General features: G+C 70.1%; 17 protein-coding genes. 7 read left to right on the top strand and 10 right to left on the bottom strand.

Annotation, left to right across the window (positions count from 1 at the left end; all coding sequences use genetic code 11):
• Nucleotides 1-44: 44 nt before the first annotated feature.
• Entirely contained in the window at nt 45-1,571 is a 1,527-nt protein-coding gene (locus LC452_RS14035; RefSeq protein WP_223626353.1) for an HNH endonuclease signature motif containing protein, read from the bottom strand.
• A 309-nt stretch (nt 1,572-1,880) separates the two neighbouring features.
• Here LC452_RS14035 and LC452_RS14030 point away from each other — a divergent pair, with 309 nt between their 5' ends.
• Nucleotides 1,881-3,773: an endonuclease/exonuclease/phosphatase family protein gene (locus LC452_RS14030; protein WP_223626351.1), complete on the top strand. Its 1,893-nt coding sequence runs from the start codon at nt 1,881-1,883 to the stop codon at nt 3,771-3,773.
• A 70-nt stretch (nt 3,774-3,843) separates the two neighbouring features.
• Here LC452_RS14030 and LC452_RS14025 read toward each other — a convergent pair whose 3' ends face one another.
• The gene (locus LC452_RS14025) at nt 3,844-5,490 is read right to left on the bottom strand and encodes a thiamine pyrophosphate-binding protein (RefSeq protein ID WP_223626349.1); all 1,647 of its coding nucleotides are present in this window, start codon (nt 5,488-5,490) and stop codon (nt 3,844-3,846) included.
• A gap of 204 nt (nt 5,491-5,694) precedes the next feature.
• On the opposite strand from LC452_RS14025, the gene LC452_RS14020 reads away from it, so the two are divergent.
• Genes LC452_RS14020 through LC452_RS14005 form a run of 4 tightly spaced genes read left to right on the top strand, consistent with a single transcriptional unit; the run spans nt 5,695 to nt 9,677 of the window.
• On the top strand, nt 5,695-7,380 hold the full coding sequence (locus LC452_RS14020) for a circularly permuted type 2 ATP-grasp protein (RefSeq protein ID WP_223626347.1): 1,686 nt from the start codon (nt 5,695-5,697) through the stop codon (nt 7,378-7,380).
• The gene (locus LC452_RS14015) at nt 7,374-8,300 is read left to right on the top strand and encodes an alpha-E domain-containing protein (protein WP_223626346.1); all 927 of its coding nucleotides are present in this window, start codon (nt 7,374-7,376) and stop codon (nt 8,298-8,300) included. The genes LC452_RS14020 and LC452_RS14015 overlap by 7 nt, the downstream gene beginning before the upstream one ends.
• Nucleotides 8,297-9,142, top strand: a complete 846-nt coding sequence (locus LC452_RS14010; RefSeq protein WP_223626344.1) for a transglutaminase family protein — start codon at nt 8,297-8,299, stop codon at nt 9,140-9,142. The genes LC452_RS14015 and LC452_RS14010 overlap by 4 nt, the downstream gene beginning before the upstream one ends.
• Before the next feature lie 25 nt (nt 9,143-9,167).
• Complete coding sequence (locus tag LC452_RS14005; RefSeq protein ID WP_223626342.1) at nt 9,168-9,677, top strand: phosphoribosyltransferase; 510 nt, start codon at nt 9,168-9,170, stop codon at nt 9,675-9,677.
• Between the two features lie 13 nt (nt 9,678-9,690).
• Here the strand turns inward: LC452_RS14005 and LC452_RS14000 are convergent, their stop codons facing one another.
• The gene (locus tag LC452_RS14000; protein ID WP_223626340.1) at nt 9,691-11,211 is read right to left on the bottom strand and encodes an ATP-dependent DNA ligase; all 1,521 of its coding nucleotides are present in this window, start codon (nt 11,209-11,211) and stop codon (nt 9,691-9,693) included.
• A 77-nt stretch (nt 11,212-11,288) separates the two neighbouring features.
• Between LC452_RS14000 and LC452_RS13995 the strand changes: the two genes are divergently transcribed.
• Complete coding sequence (locus tag LC452_RS13995) at nt 11,289-11,948, top strand: uridine kinase (RefSeq protein WP_223626338.1); 660 nt, start codon at nt 11,289-11,291, stop codon at nt 11,946-11,948.
• A 74-nt stretch (nt 11,949-12,022) separates the two neighbouring features.
• Here the strand turns inward: LC452_RS13995 and LC452_RS13990 are convergent, their stop codons facing one another.
• The 7 genes from LC452_RS13990 to LC452_RS13960 form a co-directional block, all read right to left on the bottom strand.
• Entirely contained in the window at nt 12,023-12,793 is a 771-nt protein-coding gene (locus LC452_RS13990; RefSeq protein WP_223627683.1) for an enoyl-CoA hydratase/isomerase family protein, read from the bottom strand.
• Between the two features lie 11 nt (nt 12,794-12,804).
• Nucleotides 12,805-13,971 (bottom strand): 1,2-phenylacetyl-CoA epoxidase subunit PaaE, encoded by a 1,167-nt coding sequence (paaE, locus tag LC452_RS13985; RefSeq protein ID WP_223626336.1) that lies wholly within the window; start codon nt 13,969-13,971, stop codon nt 12,805-12,807.
• The gene (paaD, locus tag LC452_RS13980) at nt 13,971-14,465 is read right to left on the bottom strand and encodes a 1,2-phenylacetyl-CoA epoxidase subunit PaaD (RefSeq protein ID WP_223626334.1); all 495 of its coding nucleotides are present in this window, start codon (nt 14,463-14,465) and stop codon (nt 13,971-13,973) included. Before paaD ends, paaE begins: the two co-directional genes overlap by 1 nt.
• A complete protein-coding gene (gene paaC / locus LC452_RS13975; protein WP_374197772.1) occupies nt 14,459-15,289 on the bottom strand; it encodes a 1,2-phenylacetyl-CoA epoxidase subunit PaaC in 831 nt (276 codons plus the stop codon). The genes paaD and paaC overlap by 7 nt, the downstream gene beginning before the upstream one ends.
• Nucleotides 15,286-15,591: a 1,2-phenylacetyl-CoA epoxidase subunit PaaB gene (gene paaB / locus LC452_RS13970; protein ID WP_136056072.1), complete on the bottom strand. Its 306-nt coding sequence runs from the start codon at nt 15,589-15,591 to the stop codon at nt 15,286-15,288. Before paaB ends, paaC begins: the two co-directional genes overlap by 4 nt.
• Nucleotides 15,591-16,568 (bottom strand): 1,2-phenylacetyl-CoA epoxidase subunit PaaA, encoded by a 978-nt coding sequence (gene paaA, locus LC452_RS13965; protein ID WP_223626333.1) that lies wholly within the window; start codon nt 16,566-16,568, stop codon nt 15,591-15,593. Before paaA ends, paaB begins: the two co-directional genes overlap by 1 nt.
• Before the next feature lie 81 nt (nt 16,569-16,649).
• Nucleotides 16,650-17,069 (bottom strand): pilus assembly protein CpaE, encoded by a 420-nt coding sequence (locus LC452_RS13960; protein WP_223626331.1) that lies wholly within the window; start codon nt 17,067-17,069, stop codon nt 16,650-16,652.
• A 254-nt stretch (nt 17,070-17,323) separates the two neighbouring features.
• Here LC452_RS13960 and LC452_RS13955 point away from each other — a divergent pair, with 254 nt between their 5' ends.
• Nucleotides 17,324-19,450, top strand: a complete 2,127-nt coding sequence (locus LC452_RS13955) for a RecQ family ATP-dependent DNA helicase (RefSeq protein ID WP_223626329.1) — start codon at nt 17,324-17,326, stop codon at nt 19,448-19,450.
• Nucleotides 19,451-19,492: the final 42 nt, after the last annotated feature.

Genomic DNA, 19,492 nt, shown 5'->3' with positions numbered 1-19,492 from the left:
GTGGCGGGACGCGGTCGGTGCGGTGACGCGCCGACGGCTGTCGCTCAGCCAGCTCGCTGGTGTGGGCTGCCGGTGTGGAGGTGGGGTGGGGTTCGCCAGTGTCGGTGGGGGTCCCACCAGGCGGGTCCGCGGACTTGGGGTATCCCGTTGTGCATGCGGATCTCCCACCCGGAGGTGTCGAGGGTGCGGTGGTGGTGCCAGCACAGGGTGGCGCCGTTGTCGGTGTGGGTCGGTCCGCCCCGGGAGTGCTCGTGGACGTGGTGGATCTCGCACCAGGAAGCGGGGACGTGACAACCCGGTATCAAGCACTCCCGGTCGCGGTGGGTGATGGCGCGGCGTTGGTGGATGGTGAAGATGCGGTCGGTGGATCCGATGCCGATGATGCGTCCTCCGGGGTCGAACAGCACCCGTTGCACGCCTCCGCCGCAGGCCGTGTGACGGGCGGTGCCGATAGAGACCGGGGTGTCGATCCCGTCGACGTGCGCCCACCCGCGGCCTGTGGCGTATTCTTCCGCGGTGACGGAGACCACGAGGGTCGGGGCGGCACCGCCCAGGCGGGGCATGTCGTCGTGGCGGGCCGCGATCCCGAGGGCCGCGGCGAGGGCATCGTGCTGCTTCTGCGCCCGGGTGCGGGTATCGACCAACCCGGTCGCATCCCCGGCCGGCAGCGTGCCGGTGTCGGTGTCGACATCGGCATCGGCATCGGCATCGGCATCGGCATCGCCATCGGCGACCGGCGAGAACGCGTCGCCGGGGTCGGGCCCGTCGGAGGGGCGGAAGTGCACGCCGGGGAGGGGTGGCCCGTCGACTTTGGGGTTCAGGTAGGCGTCCCAGATGCGCCGCAACTGTCCGGCCACTTCGGGGAGCAGGTCACCGCGCAGGGGAATGAGTCCGTTCTTCGCCCTTCCGAGGGTCACACCGCGCCCTCGTTGGGCGATGTCTTCCGCGGGTTCGGCACCGTCGGGGTCGAGGTACGCGACGATCAGCTGCGCCCGGACCCGCAGATCCTCGGGCGTCGCCGGCGGCGCCGTGTCCTGATCAGCGACATCAGCATCAGCATCAGCATCCGCTTCGTGGTCGACGGCGATCAGCCCCCGGGCGAACCCGGCCAGAACCTCGTCCGCCCGTAAACGGTCCTCGGGGCTGATCCGCCGACCGGCCCGATCCACCGGTCCCGTCGCCGCCAACAACCCCGCGACCCCGACGACCCCGTCGAGGAGCGCGTCCCGCAGCTGTGGCCACAACGCCGGTAACGGTGCCCCGGTGGTGAGTTCGGTCTGCCGGTGCACGACGCTCGCGGCGCGCACCACCCGTCCCGCACCGGCCGCATCGGTGCGCAGCACCCGCTGCAGCAGCTCGTTCATCGATCGGCACCCGAACGACCCCGCGAACCCGGCATCCGTGGCCGCGATCGTCTCCACGACCGCGGCGTCGAGCATCCGCTGCGCCTCGCCCACGGCGCGGAGAAAGTCCATCTTCTCGGCATCCGGCAACACCCGCAGCGCGTCCGCACGAAGCATCGCGCGCAGGTGGCCGCTGACCTGCTCGAGATGCTCCGTGGTGTTGTCCATACCCCCATCCAACCCGGGGCCACCGACATTTCCACCTCGAATAACCCAGATCAGAGCAATATTCCGGAGTGCTAGCAACACTCACCAATCCTCCCCAGAAGCCTCCTCACGGCCAAGCGCTCACACTCCCGCACCCTCACGGCGATCCCGCCACTGCGACCGACGAGAAGCTCCCTGCACCGCTCCTGAATCCATCTCGTAACCACCAGCCGCGACGGCATCCGCTCGCCCGTTCACCCGGCCGTCATGATCCGGCCATTCGGCGCCCCTATCGTCTCGACGAACCGGCGCCGAAAGGACTTCCCCGCAATGACTCCCCGTACCCCTCGATCGAGGAGGACGCTGCTCGCGCTCCTCGGTGCCGGCTTTGTCTTCGCGAGCGTCCTGGTCGCGCCCGCCGCGCACGCCGCAGACTCCTCGCTGTCGGTCGACGCGCCGAGCATCCGCACCGACGAGGCGGTCACGATCTCGTTCGACGCGGGGGAGTCCGTGCACGACCGGAACTGGGTCGGCATCTACCGCGACGGCGCGACCCCGGGAGGCCCCGCGTCGCTCGACTGGCGGTACGTGCCCGAGGCGAGCGGAGACCTCACCTGGGGCCCGTCATCCCGCGACGGCTGGACGCGCAACACGGCGTCGATGGGCGCGGGCGAGTACGACATCTACCTGCTCGAAGACGACGGCTACGGCATCCTCGCCGGTCCGATCGACCTGACCGTCACCGAGGCGGCGACCGAGCCGCCGCATCCGCCCGCCGAGCCGAAGCCCGCGGTCGACGGCGTGAGCGAGCTCAACGTGCTCACCTTCAACGTCTGGCACGGTGGCACGCAGGTGGCCGACGGTGCGCAGCAGATCGCCGACATCATCGAGCAGACCGATGCGGATGTGACGTTCCTCCCCGAGGTCGGGGACGTGCCCTCCCAGGTCGGGGCGCTGCTCGGCTACGACCACCTCACGGCGACCGACACGGGGATCGTCTCGCGCTACCCGATCGTGTCGACCGACACGGTGGGGCGCTGGTGGTCGAAGGCGGTCATCGACGTCAACGGCACCGAGGTCGTCGTCTACGGAGGCCACCTGGAATACCGCTGGTACACGACCTACCTGCCCCGCGGATACGGGGGAGAGATCCACGGAGACTGGCCGGACGGCTGGGACACCTGGGACAAGCTCGACGCACCGGTGACCGACGTCGAGCAGATCCTCGCCGCCAACGCGCAGTCCGGTCGACCGGATGCCGCAGCCGAACTCGTGGCGGACATCGACGCTGAAAGGACTGCCGGACGCATCGCGGTCGTCGGCGGCGATTTCAACGAGCCGCCCTCGCAGGACTGGACCGCGGCGACCGCCGACCTCTTCGACCACAACGGGGTCGTCGTCCCGTGGCAGACCACGCAGACGCTGCTCGACGGCGGACTCGTCGACGCGTTCCGCACCGTGCATCCCGACCCCGCCGCGAACCCTGGTGTCACGTGGCCGTCGGACAACCCGCTGTTCCCGACGTCATCTTTGACCTGGGCGCCAGAGGCCGACGAGCGCGACCGGATCGACTACATCTTCGCGACGCCGGATGCGCGGCTGTCCATCGACGGCTCGACCATCGTCGGGCCGCAGTCGACGATCGTGCGCAACGAGCGCGTGGTCGACGACAGCGCCGACGAGATCTTCACCCCCGACGCCGTGTGGCCGTCGGACCACAAGGCCGTGCTGGCGAACTTCTCGATCTGCGACGACGCCTGCGCATCGCCCGAGCCGGAACCCGAGGCCACGATCGGACTCGGAGCGACGACCGTGCTCGCGGGCGGCGAACTCACGATCACAGGTACGGACTTCGCAGCGGATGCCGAACTGCGCGTCGAACTGCGATCCACCCCGGTGACGCTCGGCACGGCGACGACGGACGGGAGCGGCGCCTTCCGACTCGCCGCGACGATCCCCGCGGGCACCGCGCCCGGCGCGCACAGCATCGTCGTGATCGACCCCGCCGGAGCGGAGACGAGCGCGGCGATCACCGTGACAGCGGCTCCGGGCGGAGGCCAGCCGGGCGGGCAGCCCGGGGGAGGCGCGACCGCACCCGGCGCGGGGTCCGGTGACGCTCTCGCGAACACCGGCGCAGACAGCACGCCGTTCCTGCTCGGATCCGTGCTGCTCCTCGTCGCAGGCTCCGCCCTCGTCATGCTTCGCCGTCGACGTCGGGTCTAGCCTTCCGCGTTCCCGTCGCAGTCGTGGTGGGTGTCGGACCGTTTCACCCGCCACGACTGCCACGGGAGCGTCAGGAGTTCACGCGGATGATCTCCTGCTGGTACGGGGCGATGACGTCACCCGAGATGCGGAGGTCGAGCAGCAGGAAACGGCGGGTCGCGGCATCCTCCTCCGCCCAGGTCGCTAGACGATCGAGGTCCGCGAGCGTGCGGACCACGACGCCCTCTGCGCCGACCGCGGCACCGAAGGCGGCGAAGTCGACCTCGGGGATGCGCATCGGACCCTCGGCCAGGCCCTTGAGTCCGTAGAGGTTCACCTCGGCGCCGTAGGCGGCGTCGTTCCAGATGACGGCCATGCCGCGACCGGCTGCGGCGCGGACGGCCGACTCGAGATCGGCGATCGCCATGAGTCCGCCGCCGTCGCCCGAGGTCAGCACGATCGTCGAGTCGCGGCGGGCCAGAGCGGCTCCGACGACGCTCGGCCAGCCCTGACCGATCGACTGGAACGCGGTGCCGATCATCATCATGCGGTCCGGCGCGGCGACCGGCCAGTACATGTTCGCCCAGCCGATGAAGTGCCCGCCGTCGGAGACGACGACCCGGTCCTCTGGCAGCAGCTCCGCGATGCGGCGCGCGGCCGACCGCGGGTCGAGCCGACCGTCGGCCGCGAGTTCGTCGCCGGCATCGTAGGCGCGGGCGGATGCCACGTCGACGCTCTCGCGCCACGGCCCGGTGGTCGTCGACCCGACCCGTTCGACGAGCTGCTCGGCGACGAGCCGGGCATCGGCGCGCACGAACCCTCCGACATGCGCGTGGGTGGCCGCGGGCGCGATGTCGACCTGGAAGACGCGCGTCCCTGGCGCGAACAGCTCGCCGAAGCGCATCGTGAACTGGTTGAGCGAGGCTCCGAAGACGACGGCGACATCGGCCGTGCGGACGAGCTCCATCGCTCCGTCGGCCCCGAAGCCGCCGGTCACGCCGAGGTCGTAACGGGTGTCGGGGAAGACGCCGCGACCGAGCGCCGACGACGCGGTGAGGGCGCCGGTCAGCTCGGCGAGTTCGCCCAGCGCCCGGCTCGCGCCGGCCAGCCACGCTCCGCGACCGGCGAGCAGGAGCGGGCGCTCTGCTCCGCGCAGCGCGGCCGCGATCTCGTCGAGCATCCCCTCCGCGAACTCGCCCTTCGGCGCGAGCGGCGCGGGAAGACGCGGTGACGGCGCTTCCGGCACGGCACCTGCGTCGAGGGCGGCGACGTCATAGGGGATCGCGAGCACGACGGGCAGGCGATAGGTGAGCGCATGCTCGATCGCGATGACGGTGGTGGCCGCGGCATCCGCTCGCCCGACCGTGTACGTGCGGGCTCCGACGGCGGAGGCGAGAGCGATCTGATCGACGCCCCACGGACGGCGGCCCGACGTGGGCTCGTCGCCGACGACGAGCACGAGCGGCACATGCGCCTGCACGGCCTCGGCGAGCGCGGTCAGGGTGTTCGTGAAGCCGGCGCCGTAGGTGGAGGTTCCGGCGGCGATGCGCCCGGATGCCCGGAAGTGCGCGTCGGCGGCGACGACGGCGCCCTGCTCGTGGCGGACGGCCGTGAACACGGCATCCGTCTGGGTCTCGATCGCGTCGAGGAAGTAGGCGTTGCCGTTGCCCATCACGCCGAAGACGGCGTCGATGTGCTGGGCGAGGGTGAGGGCGACGTGCGCGGACACGGTGGGCATGGAAATGCCTTTCGAGACAGGGACGGAGAACTGCGGATCCGTATGTGTCTCGCCCTCGCCGGTGCGCGGGGTGCTTCGTGCCTCTTTTTCAGGCACCGGCGCAGGAACGCCGGACAGGTCGACTCTACCGCGCCCGGGGTCGGCGTCGCCGCGTCGTCTTCCCCCGGAAACATCGCCGAAATCCCGTCACGGAAGTATTCCGTCATGGAGTCGCTGTTCAACGGGTACACCTCACGCCGATCCGCGGAGCGCCGGGGACCGCAACCGTGGGACGAGATGTTCCCCGCAGGGGCCGCCGCCGGTGCAGGCGACGTGCGTCTCCCTTATCGGGAGATGTACCCGGCGCTCGCCGGTATGGACGATGCCGAGCTGCGGGCGCGGACGGATGCTCTGGCGAGCTCGTATCTCGCGCAGGGCGTGACCTTCGACTTCGCGGGCGAGGAGCGGCCGTTCCCGCTGGACGTGGTCCCTCGGGTGATCGCCGCCGAGGACTGGATGTACGTCGAGTCGGGCGTGAAGCAACGAGTGCGTGCGCTGGAGGCGTTTCTCGCCGACGTCTACGGTCCGCAGGCCGCGGTGCGCGACGGGGTGATCCCGTCGGCGCTGATCAGCTCGTCGTCGCACTTCCACCGGCAGGCCGCCGGGATCGTCGGCGCGAACGGCGTGCGCATCCACGTCGCGGGGATCGATGTCATCCGCGACGAGAAGGGCGCCTGGCGCGTGCTCGAGGACAACGTCCGGGTGCCGAGCGGGGTCAGCTACGTGCTCGCGAACCGGCGGGTCATGGCGCAGACGCTGCCCGAGTTGTTCACGAGCCTGCGGGTGCGACCGGTCGTCGATTATCCGGGCCGGCTGCTCCAGGCGCTGCGCGCGGCGGCACCGGTGGGTATCGATCACCCGACCGTGGTCGTGCTGACGCCGGGCGTCTACAACTCCGCGTACTACGAGCACACGCTGCTGGCACGGATGATGGGCGTCGAGCTCGTCGAGGGCCGTGATCTGTTCTGCTCCGGCGGGCGCGTGTGGATGCACACCACCGCGGGACCCACGCGGGTCGACGTGATCTACCGCCGGGTCGATGACGAGTTCCTCGATCCGCAGCACTTCCGGCCCGATTCGGTGCTGGGAGCGCCGGGCCTGATGCTCGCGGCGCGGCTCGGGAACGTCACGCTCGCCAACGCGGTCGGCAACGGCGTCGCCGACGACAAGCTCGTGTACACGTACGTGCCCGAGCTCATCCGCTACTACCTCGGGGAGGACCCGATCCTGCCGAACGTCGACACGTGGCGTCTGGAGGAGCCGGATGCTCTCGCCGAGGTCCTCGACCGCCTGGATGAGCTCGTCGTGAAGCCTGTCGACGGCTCCGGCGGGAAAGGGCTCGTGGTCGGGCCGGATGCCTCCCCTGCGGAGTTGGAGGCCCTGCGCGCTCAACTGCTCGCCGATCCGCGCGGCTGGATCGCGCAGCCGGTGGTGCAGCTGTCGACGATCCCGACCCTCGTGGAAGACGGCTTCCGCCCCCGGCACGTCGATCTCCGCCCCTTCGCGGTCAACGACGGCGAGGACATCTGGGTGCTGCCCGGCGGCCTGACGAGGGTCGCGCTGCCGGAGGGACAGCTGGTGGTCAACTCCAGCCAGGGTGGCGGGTCGAAGGACACCTGGGTGCTCGACCCCTCGCTCTTCACCGGCCCGACGGCGACACTTGCCGGACTCTCCGACCCCGCATCCGACGAGGTCTCGATCGCCACCGGTGCCATCGGGATCGTGTCGTCGCCGCGCGAGGAGCCGCATCCGCCCTTCATGTCCTCGCCGCAGGACGAGGACCTCGAGACCCGGCATCACCAGCAGCAGCAACAGCAGCAGCAACAGCAGCAGGGAGGCGCGACATGCTGAGCCGCATCGCCGAGGCGCTGTTCTGGATCGGCCGCTACGTCGAGCGGGCTGACGGCACTGCCCGCATCCTCGACGTGCACCTGCAACTGCTCCTGGAGGATCCGTGGGTCGAGGAGGACACCGCGTGCCGCGCGTTGCTGTCGGTCATGGGCACGACCGCCGACGGCGAGACGGTCGTCGGCCGCGATGACGTCGTGCGCCTGCTGGCTCTCGACCGGGACCATTCGGCATCCATCGCCCATTCGATCGCCGCGGCCCGCGAGAACGCGCGGCGCGCCCGCGAGATCATCTCGACGGACCTCTGGGAGACCCTCAACGAGTCGAACGCGCGGATGCCGCTGTGGATCGCCTCCGACAAGACGCACCCGTTCTTCCGGTGGGTGCGCGACCGATCGGCCCTCGCGTTCGGGGTGGTCGACTCGTCGACGAGCCGCGACGAGGCCTGGCAGTTCTTCGTGCTCGGCCGTTCGATCGAGCGCGCCGACATGACGGCTCGCCTGTTGGCGACCCGCTCGCTGACGGATGCCGGCGGCCCGAGCTGGACGACGCTGCTGCGCAGCTGCGGCGCATACGAGGCCCACCTGCGCGGACATCGGGCGGTTCCGACGGCGGCATCGGCGGTGGAGTTCCTCCTCGTGGACAAGCTGTTCCCGAGATCCGTGCTCTCCAGCATCCTTCAGGCGGAGGAATGCCTGCGCGGCATCGACCCGGCCGGGGCGTTCGGTGCACCGGATCGCGCACATCGGGTGCTCGGCCGGATGCGGTCGGAGTTGGAGTACCGGCCGGTCGCCGACATCGTGCATCGGCTCTCGGAGAGCATGGAAGAGGTGCAGGTGGCGATCTCGGTGGCGAGCGATGCGATCCGGGAGCGCTACTTCCCGTCGATCGCGATGCCGGTGTGGATCGGAGAAGCACTGTGAGCAGGTTGAGGATCGTGCACCGGACGGGATTCCGGTACGAGAAGCCGGCGACGGCCTCGTACAACGAGGCGCGGATGCTGCCGCACTCGCGCGACGGACAGTTCGTGCTGCAGGCGACGCTGGACATCTCGCCGACGGCGACGCAGCACTCGTACTCCGACTACTGGGACACCCGGGTGTCGACCTTCGAGGTGCTCACGCCGCATCAGCTGCTGTCGGTCACGGCGACCAGCGTCGTCGACGTGCGCACCGTGCCGCCCGCTGCCGAGCCGGTCGACTGGGACGAGCTGGAGGCGCGCATCCCCTCATCGCTGTCGCTCGCCGAATGCCTCGCACAGACCCCGGCGACCGCGCCCGATGAGGAGATGCGCGAGCTCGCGCTGCGGGTCAGAGCCGAAGGCCGAGGCGTGGACGAGACCGCGTACGACATCTGTCGCACCGTCGGCGGGGCCATGGACTATCAGAGCGGCGTGACGGGAGTGAACTCGACGGCGCGCGAGGCCTGGGCCGCGCGATCGGGTGTCTGCCAGGACATCGCGCACGTCGCCCTGGGAGTGCTGCGGGCGGCAGGCATCCCCGCGCGATACGTGTCGGGGTACCTGCACCCGGATCCGACGGCGCCGATCGGACAGCCGGTGATCGGGGAGTCGCACGCCTGGGTGGAGTGGTACTCGGGGGAGTGGCGCGGCTTCGACCCGACCAACCTGCTCGACATCGGAGAATCTCACGTCTACGTCGGGCACGGGCGCGACTACGGCGACGTCGCACCCCTGCGCGGGGTGTACGCCGGGCCGAGCGCATCGGAGCTCTTCGTCGCGGTCGAGGTGACGCGACTCGACTGACCGTGTGGTGGAGGAGAATGAGGCGATGACGACTACGACGACCGAGCGCGAGACGCTCACCTGGGACGGCTTCGGATCTGCGACACGCGATCTGGCACGCAGCATTGTGGCCAGCGGTTTCGCACCGGAGGTCGTCGTGGCGATCGCGAGAGGCGGGCTGCTTCCGGCCGGCGCGATCGCGTACGGCCTTGGTGCGAAGAACTGCGGCGCCATCAACGTCGAGTTCTACACCGGCATCGGCACCGTGCTCGACGCGCCCGAGGTGCTCCCTCCCGAGCTCGACATGGCGTACCTCGACGGGCGCCGTGTGCTGCTCGTGGATGACGTCGCCGACTCCGGGCGCACGCTGGCGCTCGCGGTGCAGCTCTTGAAGGACAAGGGTGCGGATGTGCGCTCCGTCACGATCTACACGAAGCCCTCGACGATCATCCAGCCCGACTACGCCTGGAAGGACACCGACCTGTGGATCAACTTCCCGTGGTCGTTCCAGGGGACCGTGCGCGAAGAGGACCTGGGGCTTCCGCCTTCCGCGTGAAGGTGGGAGCGGGTCAGCGCAGCAGCGCCCGCAGCGTCTGGATGGTGTCGGCCTCGGTGGGCGTCTTGTCGGGACGGTAGCCCTTCACCCGCGCGAAGCGGAGCGCGATGCCGCCGGGGTAGCGTGGTGAGCGTTGCACGCCGTCGATGGCGATCTCGACGACGATCTCGGGTCGCAGGAAGACCGTGCCCTGCGTGCGCCGGGTCTCGTAGGCGGGGAAGGTCTCGGTCTGCCAGCGCAGCAGCTCGTCGGTGAGTCCCTTGAACGTCTTGCCCACCATGACGTAGGCGCCGGGATCACCGAACTCGCCGTCGGGGTCGAGGGCTCCGAGATGCAGGTTCGACAGCCAGCCCTGACGGCGGCCGGATCCCCACTCGGCTCCGAGCACGACGAGGTCGTAGGTCAGCACCGGCTTGACCTTGACCCAGGACTTGCCGCGTCGGCCGGCGGCGTAGGGAGCGTCGATCGCCTTGACGACCACGCCCTCGTGCCCGGCGGCGAGAGCTTCGCGCGACAGCTGCTCGGCGGCATCCGGATCGGCGGTGACGATGCCCGGCATCCGCCATTCGCCGGCCACACGCTCGAGTTCGGCGAGGCGGGTGGAGAGCGGCTCGTCGAGAAGGTCGCGTCCGTCGACGTGCAGCACGTCGAAGAACCACGGCCGCAGCACCAGTTCGCGAGCGACGTCGGCGCCGAAGCGCGACATGGTCTCCTGGAACGGGCGCGGTCCGCCGTCTTCGTCGAGGGACAGGGTCTCGCCGTCGAGGATGAGGTCGTGTGCCGGCAGCGACCGGACGATCTCGACGATCTCGGGTACCCGGTGCGTGATGTCGGCAAGACTGCGCGTGTAGACGCCGACCTCGTCGCCGTGCCGATGCACCTGGATGCGGGCGCCGTCGAGCTTGAACTCCACCGATGCCTCGCCGGTGATCTCGAGTGCCGCGGTCGGCGTGGCGGCCGTCGCGGCGAGCATCGGCAGTACGGGGCGCCCGACCTGCAGGCCGACGGCGTCGAGATCGTCTTCGGCGCCGGTGAGGGCGATCAGGGCCGTCTCGCCCAGGTCGCCCGACAGCATCGCAGCCCGCCGGACGGTCGCGGGTGCGCGGTCTGACGCCTTTGCGATCGCATCGAGGAGCACACCCCCGAGCGCACCGGTGCGCAGTTCGCCCAGCATGGCGCGGGTCAGGAAGTCCCACTCATCGTCCGTCGCTCGTGCGGCGAGGGCGCCCAGAGCGCCGGTGCGCGTGGCGGCCGACCCTGTGCCGGATGCCGCGGCGAGAGCATCCAACGACTCGTCCACGTCGGCGATCGTGAGGCTCGGGCTCTCGGCGTGCGAGACCTCCAGCGCCGCGATCCCTCGCCATCCGACGCCGAGTCTGCCCTGACGCGGCGACGCGAGGAGCAGCCCGACGAGCGGCGCGATCTCGCGCGGCTGTGCGGTCGCCAGCAGCCGCGCGAGCGCATCGATCTTGGCCAGGCGCGACGACGTGGCGGCGACCTCTTCTGTGGTGGAGACGAGCTCCGCGAGCTTCATCTCCGCATTCTCGCACCGGCCTCGGACATCGATGCCGGTATGGCACGATCGGAGACCTGCAAAGGGAGAGGCCTCGGATGAGCGATCAGCGAACGGAGTTCCTCAGCGCGCTGCTCGCGCTGATGCCGGTTCCCGAGCCCGATGGCCCCAACCTCATCGTCGGGATCGACGGCGTCGACGGCTCGGGCAAGACGCGGCTCGCGGATGAGCTGGCGGTGCGGATGCCCTCGTCCCACCCGGTCGTACGGGTCTCGATCGACGGATTCCACCACCTGCGGGCGCACCGCTACCGCCTCGGACCACGCTCGCCGGAGGGGTTCTGGCTGGATTCCTACGACTACGAGCAGTTCCGTCGGGAGGTCATCGGTCCGTTCCGCAGCGGCCGGGGCACCTATCTGCCTGCCGGACACGACGTCGACTCCGACAGGCTCCTGAGCGGTCCTCGTCGTGACGTACCTCGGGGGAGCATTCTCCTCGTCGACGGCATCTTCCTTCACCGTCCGGAGCTCGTCGACGTCTGGGATCTTTCGATCTTCCTCGACGTCCCGTTCACGGAATCCATCCGCCGGATGTCGGTGCGCGACGGGCTGCCGGCCGACCCGGATGCCGAGGAGAACGCGCGCTACGTCGGAGGGCAGAAGCTGTATCTGTCGGAGTGCCGACCGGCCGATCGCGCCGCGATCCATGTCGACTATCGACGCCTCGATCGGCCGCGCATCCTGCGTGCCGCTCGGTGACGTCGCTCCCGTGGCCTTTTGTGCGGGTCCGGCGGTGTCAGACCCGCAGAAACTGCCACGGGAGCAGGGAGCGCTCAGCGCCCGCGGAACTCCGGCTTCCGTTTCTCCTGGAAGGCGGCGAACCCCTCGCGGTAGTCGTCGGTGTCGCAGAGCGCGGCCTGCGCGGCGTTCTCGATGTCGACCGCGTCCCACAGGGCGAGTCGCTCGTCGCGGATCCGGGCGATGAGCTCCTTGCTGGCGAGGAAAGCGGCCGTGGCTCCGCGCGCGGCAGCGGCCGCGGCATCCGTCGTCGCGGAGACGACCTCGTCGTCGGGGAACACCCGCGAGAAGAGGCCGGATGCCACGGCCTCGGTGCCGCTCATCAGACGCCCGGTGTAGATGAGGTCGAGGGTCTTGTGGGCGCCGAGCCGCTCCAGGAAGAGCGCGTGTCCGCCCGAGTCGAGCGTCGCGCCGAGGGCGGCGAACGGCGAGCCGATCTTCGCGGATTCCGCGACGTAGACGACATCCGTCGCGATCAGCAGGCCGAGCCCGACGCCGAGACAGGCGCCGTGCGCGACCGCGAACGTCGGCGCGGGGAAGCGCGACATGCGCTTCAGTAGCGGGGTCACGAGACCACCCAGATAACCGAGAACATCGTCGTCGCGCGGGTCGACACCGGAGATGTCGCGCCCGGCGCAGAAGGCCCGGCCTTCGCCGCGCAGCACCAGGGCGCGCACCCCGGCCGCCTCGGCCTCGGCGTACGCGGAGTCCAGCCTGTGCAGCGCCTGCTCGTCGAGGGCGTTCAGCTTCGCAGGGGCGTTCAGGACGATCGTGGCGACGTCATCGGCGATGGTGAGGTCGATCATGCGTACTCCGGTCACACGTCGTAGTCGACGACCACGCGGTCGCTGGTGGGATGGGACTGGCAGGTGAGCACGTATCCGCGTTCGAGTTCGTCCGGCTCCAGCGCGTAGTTCTCGGTCATGCTCACGCTGCCCTCGATCACGCGGGCGCGACAGGTGCCGCAGACGCCGCCTGCGCAGGCGAACGGCGCGTCGGGCCGCACGCGCAGCGCCGCATTCAGCACCGATTCGTGCGCGTCGACCGGACTCTCCACCGTCGACGAGACGCCGTCGAGGTTGACCTCGATGCGGAACGTCTTCGCTCCTGCGCGCACCTCGACCGGGCGCGCGGTGCGGAGCGGCTCGTCACCCGTCGTGAACAGCTCGAAGCGGATGTGCTCGCGTGCGACGCCGACATCGGCGAGGACCTCGCGACACAGGTCCACCAGCGCGAGCGGCCCGCACAGGAACCACTCGTCGACGTCTGCGGGATCGATGAGCGAGTCGAAGATCGTGCGCAGCTTCTCCTCGTCGATCCGGCCGGACAGCACCGGAGCGGTGCGCTGCTCGCGCGACAGCACGTGATGCAGCGTCACGCGGGTCGGGTAGCGGTCCTTCAGATCGGCGAGGTCCTCCAGGAACATCACGTCGAGCGTCGACCGGTTCGTGTACAGCAGCGTGAAGCGCGAGGTCGTCGACCGCGTGAGCACCGTGTGCGCGAGCGCCATCAACGGGGTGATGCCGGAGCCTGCGGCGATCCCGACCACATGACGGTCGTCGAGATCGTCGAGACCGGACGTGAACGTGCCCTGCGGGCTCATCACGTCGATCTCGAACCCGGCGTGCAGTCCGGTCTGCGCCCAGGTCGAGAACAGGCCGCCCTCGTCGCGCTTCACCGCGACGCTGAGCCGTGTCGGCGAGCCGTCCGTGCGGTGCTCCGGAGCACGGCACAACGAGTACGAGCGACGCACCTCCGTGCCCTCGAGCGTCGTGCGCAGCGCCACGTACTGGCCCGGCAGGTGGTCGTAGTCGTCGGCCAGCGCAGCCGGCACGGTGAACGTCACCTCGACGGCATCCTCGGTGAGCGGACGGACGTCCTCGACCGTGAGCGTGTGGAACCGGGCGCGCGTGCGCTCGCCGGTCGCGCGACGCGGCGGGACGGATGCCGGGGCGCCGGCCCGCGCGGACGTGAACAGCGACATCAGTGCACCTTGAAATGGTCGAAGGGCTCGAGGCACGCACGGCACTCGAACAGGGACTTGCAGGAGGTCGAGCCGAACCGGGACACCTCGCGGGTGTCGAGCGAGCCGCAGCGCGGGCAGCGCACGCTCAAGGACAGCCGGATGGGGCCCGACGACACGGCGGCACGGCCGGAGGGCGGCGCGATGCCGTAGGCCTCGAGCTTCTGCTTTCCGGCATCCGTCATCCAGTCGGTGGTCCACGCGGGGGAGAGGACGAGACGCACGTCGACATCGGCGAAACCGGCCGCGGTCAGCGACATGATCACGTCGTCGCGGATCGTGTCCATCGCCGGGCAGCCGCTGTAGGTCGGGGTGATGTCGACGCGCACACGGTCGCCGTCGGCCTCGACGGCGCGGAGCACGCCGAGGTCTTCGATCGTGAGGACGGGGACCTCGGGGTCGGGCACGGCGGCGGCGATCCGCCAGGCCTCCTGCGTCGGGGTGCGGGTCACCATGATGCCCCCGGATGCCGCCGGGCGAGCACCTGCATCTCGGCGAGGATGTGCCCGAGAGGAGTGGCATGAGCGCCGCGCCGACCGCCCGCCGACGATGCGGCGACCGCGGGGACGGAGAGCTCGGCTTCGGCGAACACGGTGTCGACGACGCCGTCGAAGCCGTCCCGCAGGGTCGAGGGACGTGCGGCGATGTCGTCCAGCCGCTCGATCAGCTCGTCGTCGCGGAACAGCTCGTCGACATACGGCCAGACGTCGCGGGTCGCACGGATGATCCGCGTGCGCGACTCCTCGGTGCCGCCGGCGAGGCGCAGCATCCACTGCACCGCGTGATCCCGGTGGTAGTCGACCTCTTTGAGGGACTTCTCGGCGATCGCGGCGAAGGTCTCGTCGGTGCTGCCACGAAGGGCGGAGTAGAGCTCGAACATGTAGGTCGACACCACGAACTGCCGCGCGATCGTCTGGGCGAAGTCGCCGTTGGGCTGCTCCACGATCCAGGCGCAACGGAACTCCGGCTCGTCGCGGAAGAACGCGAGGTCGTCTTCGCTGCGGCCGTCGTAGGAGCCGGCGTAGTGCAGGAACGAGCGCGCGTGACCGAGCAGGTCGAGGGCGATGTTGCCGAGCGCGACATCCTCCTCGAGCTCAGGTGCGTTGGCGATCCACTCGCCGAGCTGCTGCGAGAGGATCAGCGCGTCGTCGCCGAGGCGGAGCGCGTACTCGGCGATGTCTGCGGACGCTGCCGTCGCTCCGGTTCCGGAGAGCTCGTCGCTCAACTGCAGCGCGTCGACGGACACGTCGCCGTGGATGTCGTCGTGGGCGGTGGTCACAGGTGCGGCACCCCCTCGGACGCCGTGTAGTAGACGGCGTGCCGGTAGTTCTTGCCCGCGGGGCTCTCGAAGTACGCGCCCTTGGCATCCGGATCGCTGGTCGTGATCGCATCCGCCGGGACGGCCCAGATCGACACGCCCTCACCGCGACGCGTGTAGAGGTCGCGGGCGTTGCGGATGGCCATCTCGGCATCCGGTGCGTGAAGAGAACCGACATGCACGTGGCTCAAGCCGCGATTCGCGCGGACGAAGACCTCCCACAGGGGCCAGGGCTCGCGCTCGTCGGCGCCGGGGGTCGCCATCAGGCCACCGCCTTCGTCTTCAGAGACTGCTTGCGGGCGTACTCCGCCGCGGCCTCGCGCACCCAGGCGCCATCCTCGTGGGCGGTCCGACGGCGTTCGAGGCGCTCGGCGTTGCAGGGACCGTTGCCGCGCAGCACCTCGAAGAACTCGTCCCAGTCGATCTCGCCGATCACGTATTGGCCGGTCTCGTCGTCGAAGCGCAGATCGGGGTCGGGCAGCGTGACGCCGAGGATCTCGGCCTGCGGCACCAGCATCCCGACGAAGCGCTGACGCAGGTCGTCGTTCGAGAAGCGCTTGATCTTCCACTTCATCGACTGTGCGGAGTTCGGCGACTGCTCGTCGGGTGGCCCGAACATCGCCAGGCTCGGCCAGTACCAGCGGTTCACGGCATCCTGTGCCATCTGCCGCTGCTCCTCAGAGCCCTGCATCAGGCTGAGCAGGATCTCGAAGCCCTGCCGCTGATGGAACGACTCCTCCTTGCACACGCGCACCATGGCGCGGCCGTAGGGTCCGTACGATGCGCGGCACAGCGGCACCTGGTTGACGATGGCGGCGCCGTCGACGAGCCAGCCGATCGCGCCCATGTCGGCCCAGGTCGGGGTGGGGTAGTTGAAGATCGACGAGTACTTGGCCTTGCCGCTGATGAGCTGGTCCATCATCTCGTCGCGGGTGATGCCGAGGGTCTGCGCCGCGGAGTAGAGGTAGAGGCCGTGGCCGGCTTCGTCCTGCACCTTGGCCATCAGGATCGCCTTGCGCTTGAGGCTCGGCGCCCGCGTGATCCAGTTGCCCTCCGGCTGCATCCCGATGATCTCGGAGTGGGCGTGCTGGGAGATCTGGCGGATGAGCGTCTTGCGGTAGGCGTCGGGCATCCAGTCGCGGGGTTCGATGCGCTGCTCGTTCGCGATGAGCTCGTCGAACACGCGCTCGTCATCCGAGATCTCGCTCGTGACGAGGGAGAGGTCTGCGGGGCTGGTCATCGTCGCTCCTCATTCAGCATCTTTACTGACCGATCGTTAGGTTATTCTGACACAGAAGCACCACGTTCTTCAAGACGCCGCTCAGTGAGAGCGGGAGATCAGCTCGAGGAGGGCCCGGCCGTAGGCCTCGGCGGGCTCCGGATGCTCGAACGAGAGGGCCTCTCCGGCGATCTCGATCTCGACGCGGAACGTGTCCTCCAGCCGTGCCAGCGAACGGAACGTGCCCCGAAGCAGCTCCCGCAGCTGATCCTCGCGCGGCAGCCACACGGCATCCGCGAGGGTCACGGCGTCGAGCGCCCACTCGGTCGTGCCGTTGAAGGCCAGGTCGGTCCCGCTCGGCGTCTGGCGCGCCTCGATCGTCATGCCGCTGACCGTGAAGACGTCGGCCTCGGCCTCGAGCTCCACGTCGTCGGGCAGGTCGAGCTGGAAGCGGTCGCCTTCGGCCGGGTGCCAGCCGATGCCGGCATCCCGCAGGGCCACGGCGAGTTCACGGGTGATCATGCCCCTACGCTATGCGCGATCTGCGGCCCGGGATCGACACATCTGCAGGTTGAGAGTACGGATGCAGGTCCGGAGAGGTGTTTTGAACCTGCATCTGCGTGTTCGTCCGACAAGTGCGGGATGGGGGCGAGGCTGGATGCCGGGGAGTCGGGTGGGGGAGCCGGATGCCGGATGCCGGGATCCCGGGCGCCGGGCGCGGTCGGGCCTGTGGATGACGAGCCCGAGGTGTCGGTGGCGTGAGGCAGAGTGGGGGCATGACCTCCCCCGCTCCCGCTGACACTCGCGAGGCCGCGCTCGCCGCCCTGCGCGAACTCGTCGGCCGTCCAGACGCCGGCTTCCACGACGGGCAGTACGAGGCGATCGAGGCGCTCGTCGAGGGGCGCCGCCGCGCGCTCGTCGTGCAGCGCACCGGATGGGGCAAGTCCGCCGTGTACTTCGTCGCGACTCTGCTGCTGAGGCGGCAGGGCGCAGGACCGACCGTGCTCGTGTCGCCCCTCCTGGCGCTCATGCGCGACCAGATCGCCGCCGCCGAACGCGCCGGAGTGCGCGCCGTCGCGATCAACTCCACGAACGCGCACGAGTGGACCGACGTGCTCGCGCAGCTCGACCGCGATGAGGTCGACGTGCTGCTGGTGTCGCCCGAGCGGCTCAACAATCCGGCGTTCCGCGAGCAGCAGCTGCCGGCGCTCGTCCGCCGTATCGGCATGCTGGTGGTCGATGAGGCGCATTGCATCAGCGACTGGGGGCACGACTTCCGTCCCGACTACCGCCGCCTGCGCGACCTGATCGCCCAGATGCCGGCGGATGTGCCGGTGCTCGCGACCACCGCCACTGCGAACAGCCGCGTCGTGGCAGATGTGGCCGAACAGCTCGGCACCCTGCACGCGAACGCCGAGCCGGCAGGAGCAGAGCCCGTCCTCACGATCCGCGGGCCGCTCGCGCGCACCTCGCTGCGGCTGGGCGTGCTGCGGCTGCGCGATTCGGCGAGCCGCCTGGCCTGGCTGCTGAGCCATCTCGACGACCTGCCCGGGTCCGGCATCATCTACACGCTCACGGTCGCCGCTGCCGTCGACACGGCCCGCCTGCTGCGCGAGCACGGACACGACGTGCGGGCCTACACCGGCCAGACCGACACCGAGGAGCGCGAAGAATCCGAAGGGATGCTGAAGCGCAACGAGGTCAAGGCGCTCGTCGCGACGAGCGCGCTGGGCATGGGCTTCGACAAGCCCGACCTCGGGTTCGTCCTGCATCTGGGCGCCCCCTCGTCGCCGGTGGCGTACTACCAGCAGGTCGGCCGTGCCGGTCGTGCCAGCGAGAGCGCCGACGTGCTGCTGCTGCCCGGTGTCGAGGACCGCGACATCTGGCATTACTTCGCGACCGCGTCGATGCCCGACCGGGATCGCGCGGAACGGGTGATCGGCGCTCTCGGCGACGCGCCGATCTCGACCCCGGCGCTCGAGGCGATGGTCGACATCCGCCGCACGCCGCTCGAGCTGCTGCTCAAGGTGCTCGACGTCGACGGCGCCGTGCGACGGGTGCAGGGCGGATGGGTTGCGACCGGTGCGCCGTGGACCTACGACGCCGAGCGATACGAGCGCATCGCCGCCGAACGGGTCGCCGAGCAGCAGCACATGATCGAGTACGAGCAGACCGACGGGTGCCGCATGGAGTTCCTGCAGCGGTCCCTCGACGATGACACGGCAGCGCCGTGCGGCCGGTGCGACAACTGCGCGGGCGTCTGGTTCCCGAAGGAGATCGGCGCGGGGGCGAGCACGCAGGCGGCCGAGTCGCTCGACCGGGTCGGGGTCCCGATCGAGCCGCGTCGTGCCTGGCCGACCGGCACCGATCGGCTCGGAGTGCCTCTCAAGGGGCGGATCGCGGCAGACGAGCAGGCGGGAGAGGGGCGGGCGCTCGCGCGTCTCACCGACCTCGGCTGGGGCAACACGCTGCGCGAGCTGTTCGCGTCGGGTGCGCCGGATGCCGCGGTGACGCCGCAACTGCTCCAGGCGTGCGTCCGTGTGCTCGCCGGGTGGGGATGGGCCGAGCGGCCCGTGGCCGTGATCGCCATGCCGTCGCGGTCGCGTCCGCTCCTGGTCGACTCCCTCGCCCGCGGCATCGCCGAAGTCGGGCGTCTGCCGTACCTCGGTGCGCTCGAGCCCGTCGGGGGAGGGCCGTCCGGGCAGTCGGGTGGGAACAGCGTCTTCCGCCTCGCCGGGCTCTGGGACCGTCTCAGCGCGGAGCACCTCGACGTGCCGGCCGGGCCGGTGCTGCTCGTCGATGATCTCGTCGACAGTCGCTGGACCATGACGGTCGCCGCCCGCGCACTCCGTCAGGCGGGGGCGACCGACGTGCTTCCGCTCGTGCTCGCGATGCGCGGCTGAACGGGTCGCGCCGCGTCCGACGGTTCGTGCTCAGGCCTCGCG

Origin of the sequence: Microbacterium sp. EST19A (assembly GCF_019969685.1) — a bacterium.
Classification (GTDB): domain Bacteria; phylum Actinomycetota; class Actinomycetes; order Actinomycetales; family Microbacteriaceae; genus Microbacterium.
This window is presented reverse-complemented; position numbering and strand designations above follow the sequence as displayed.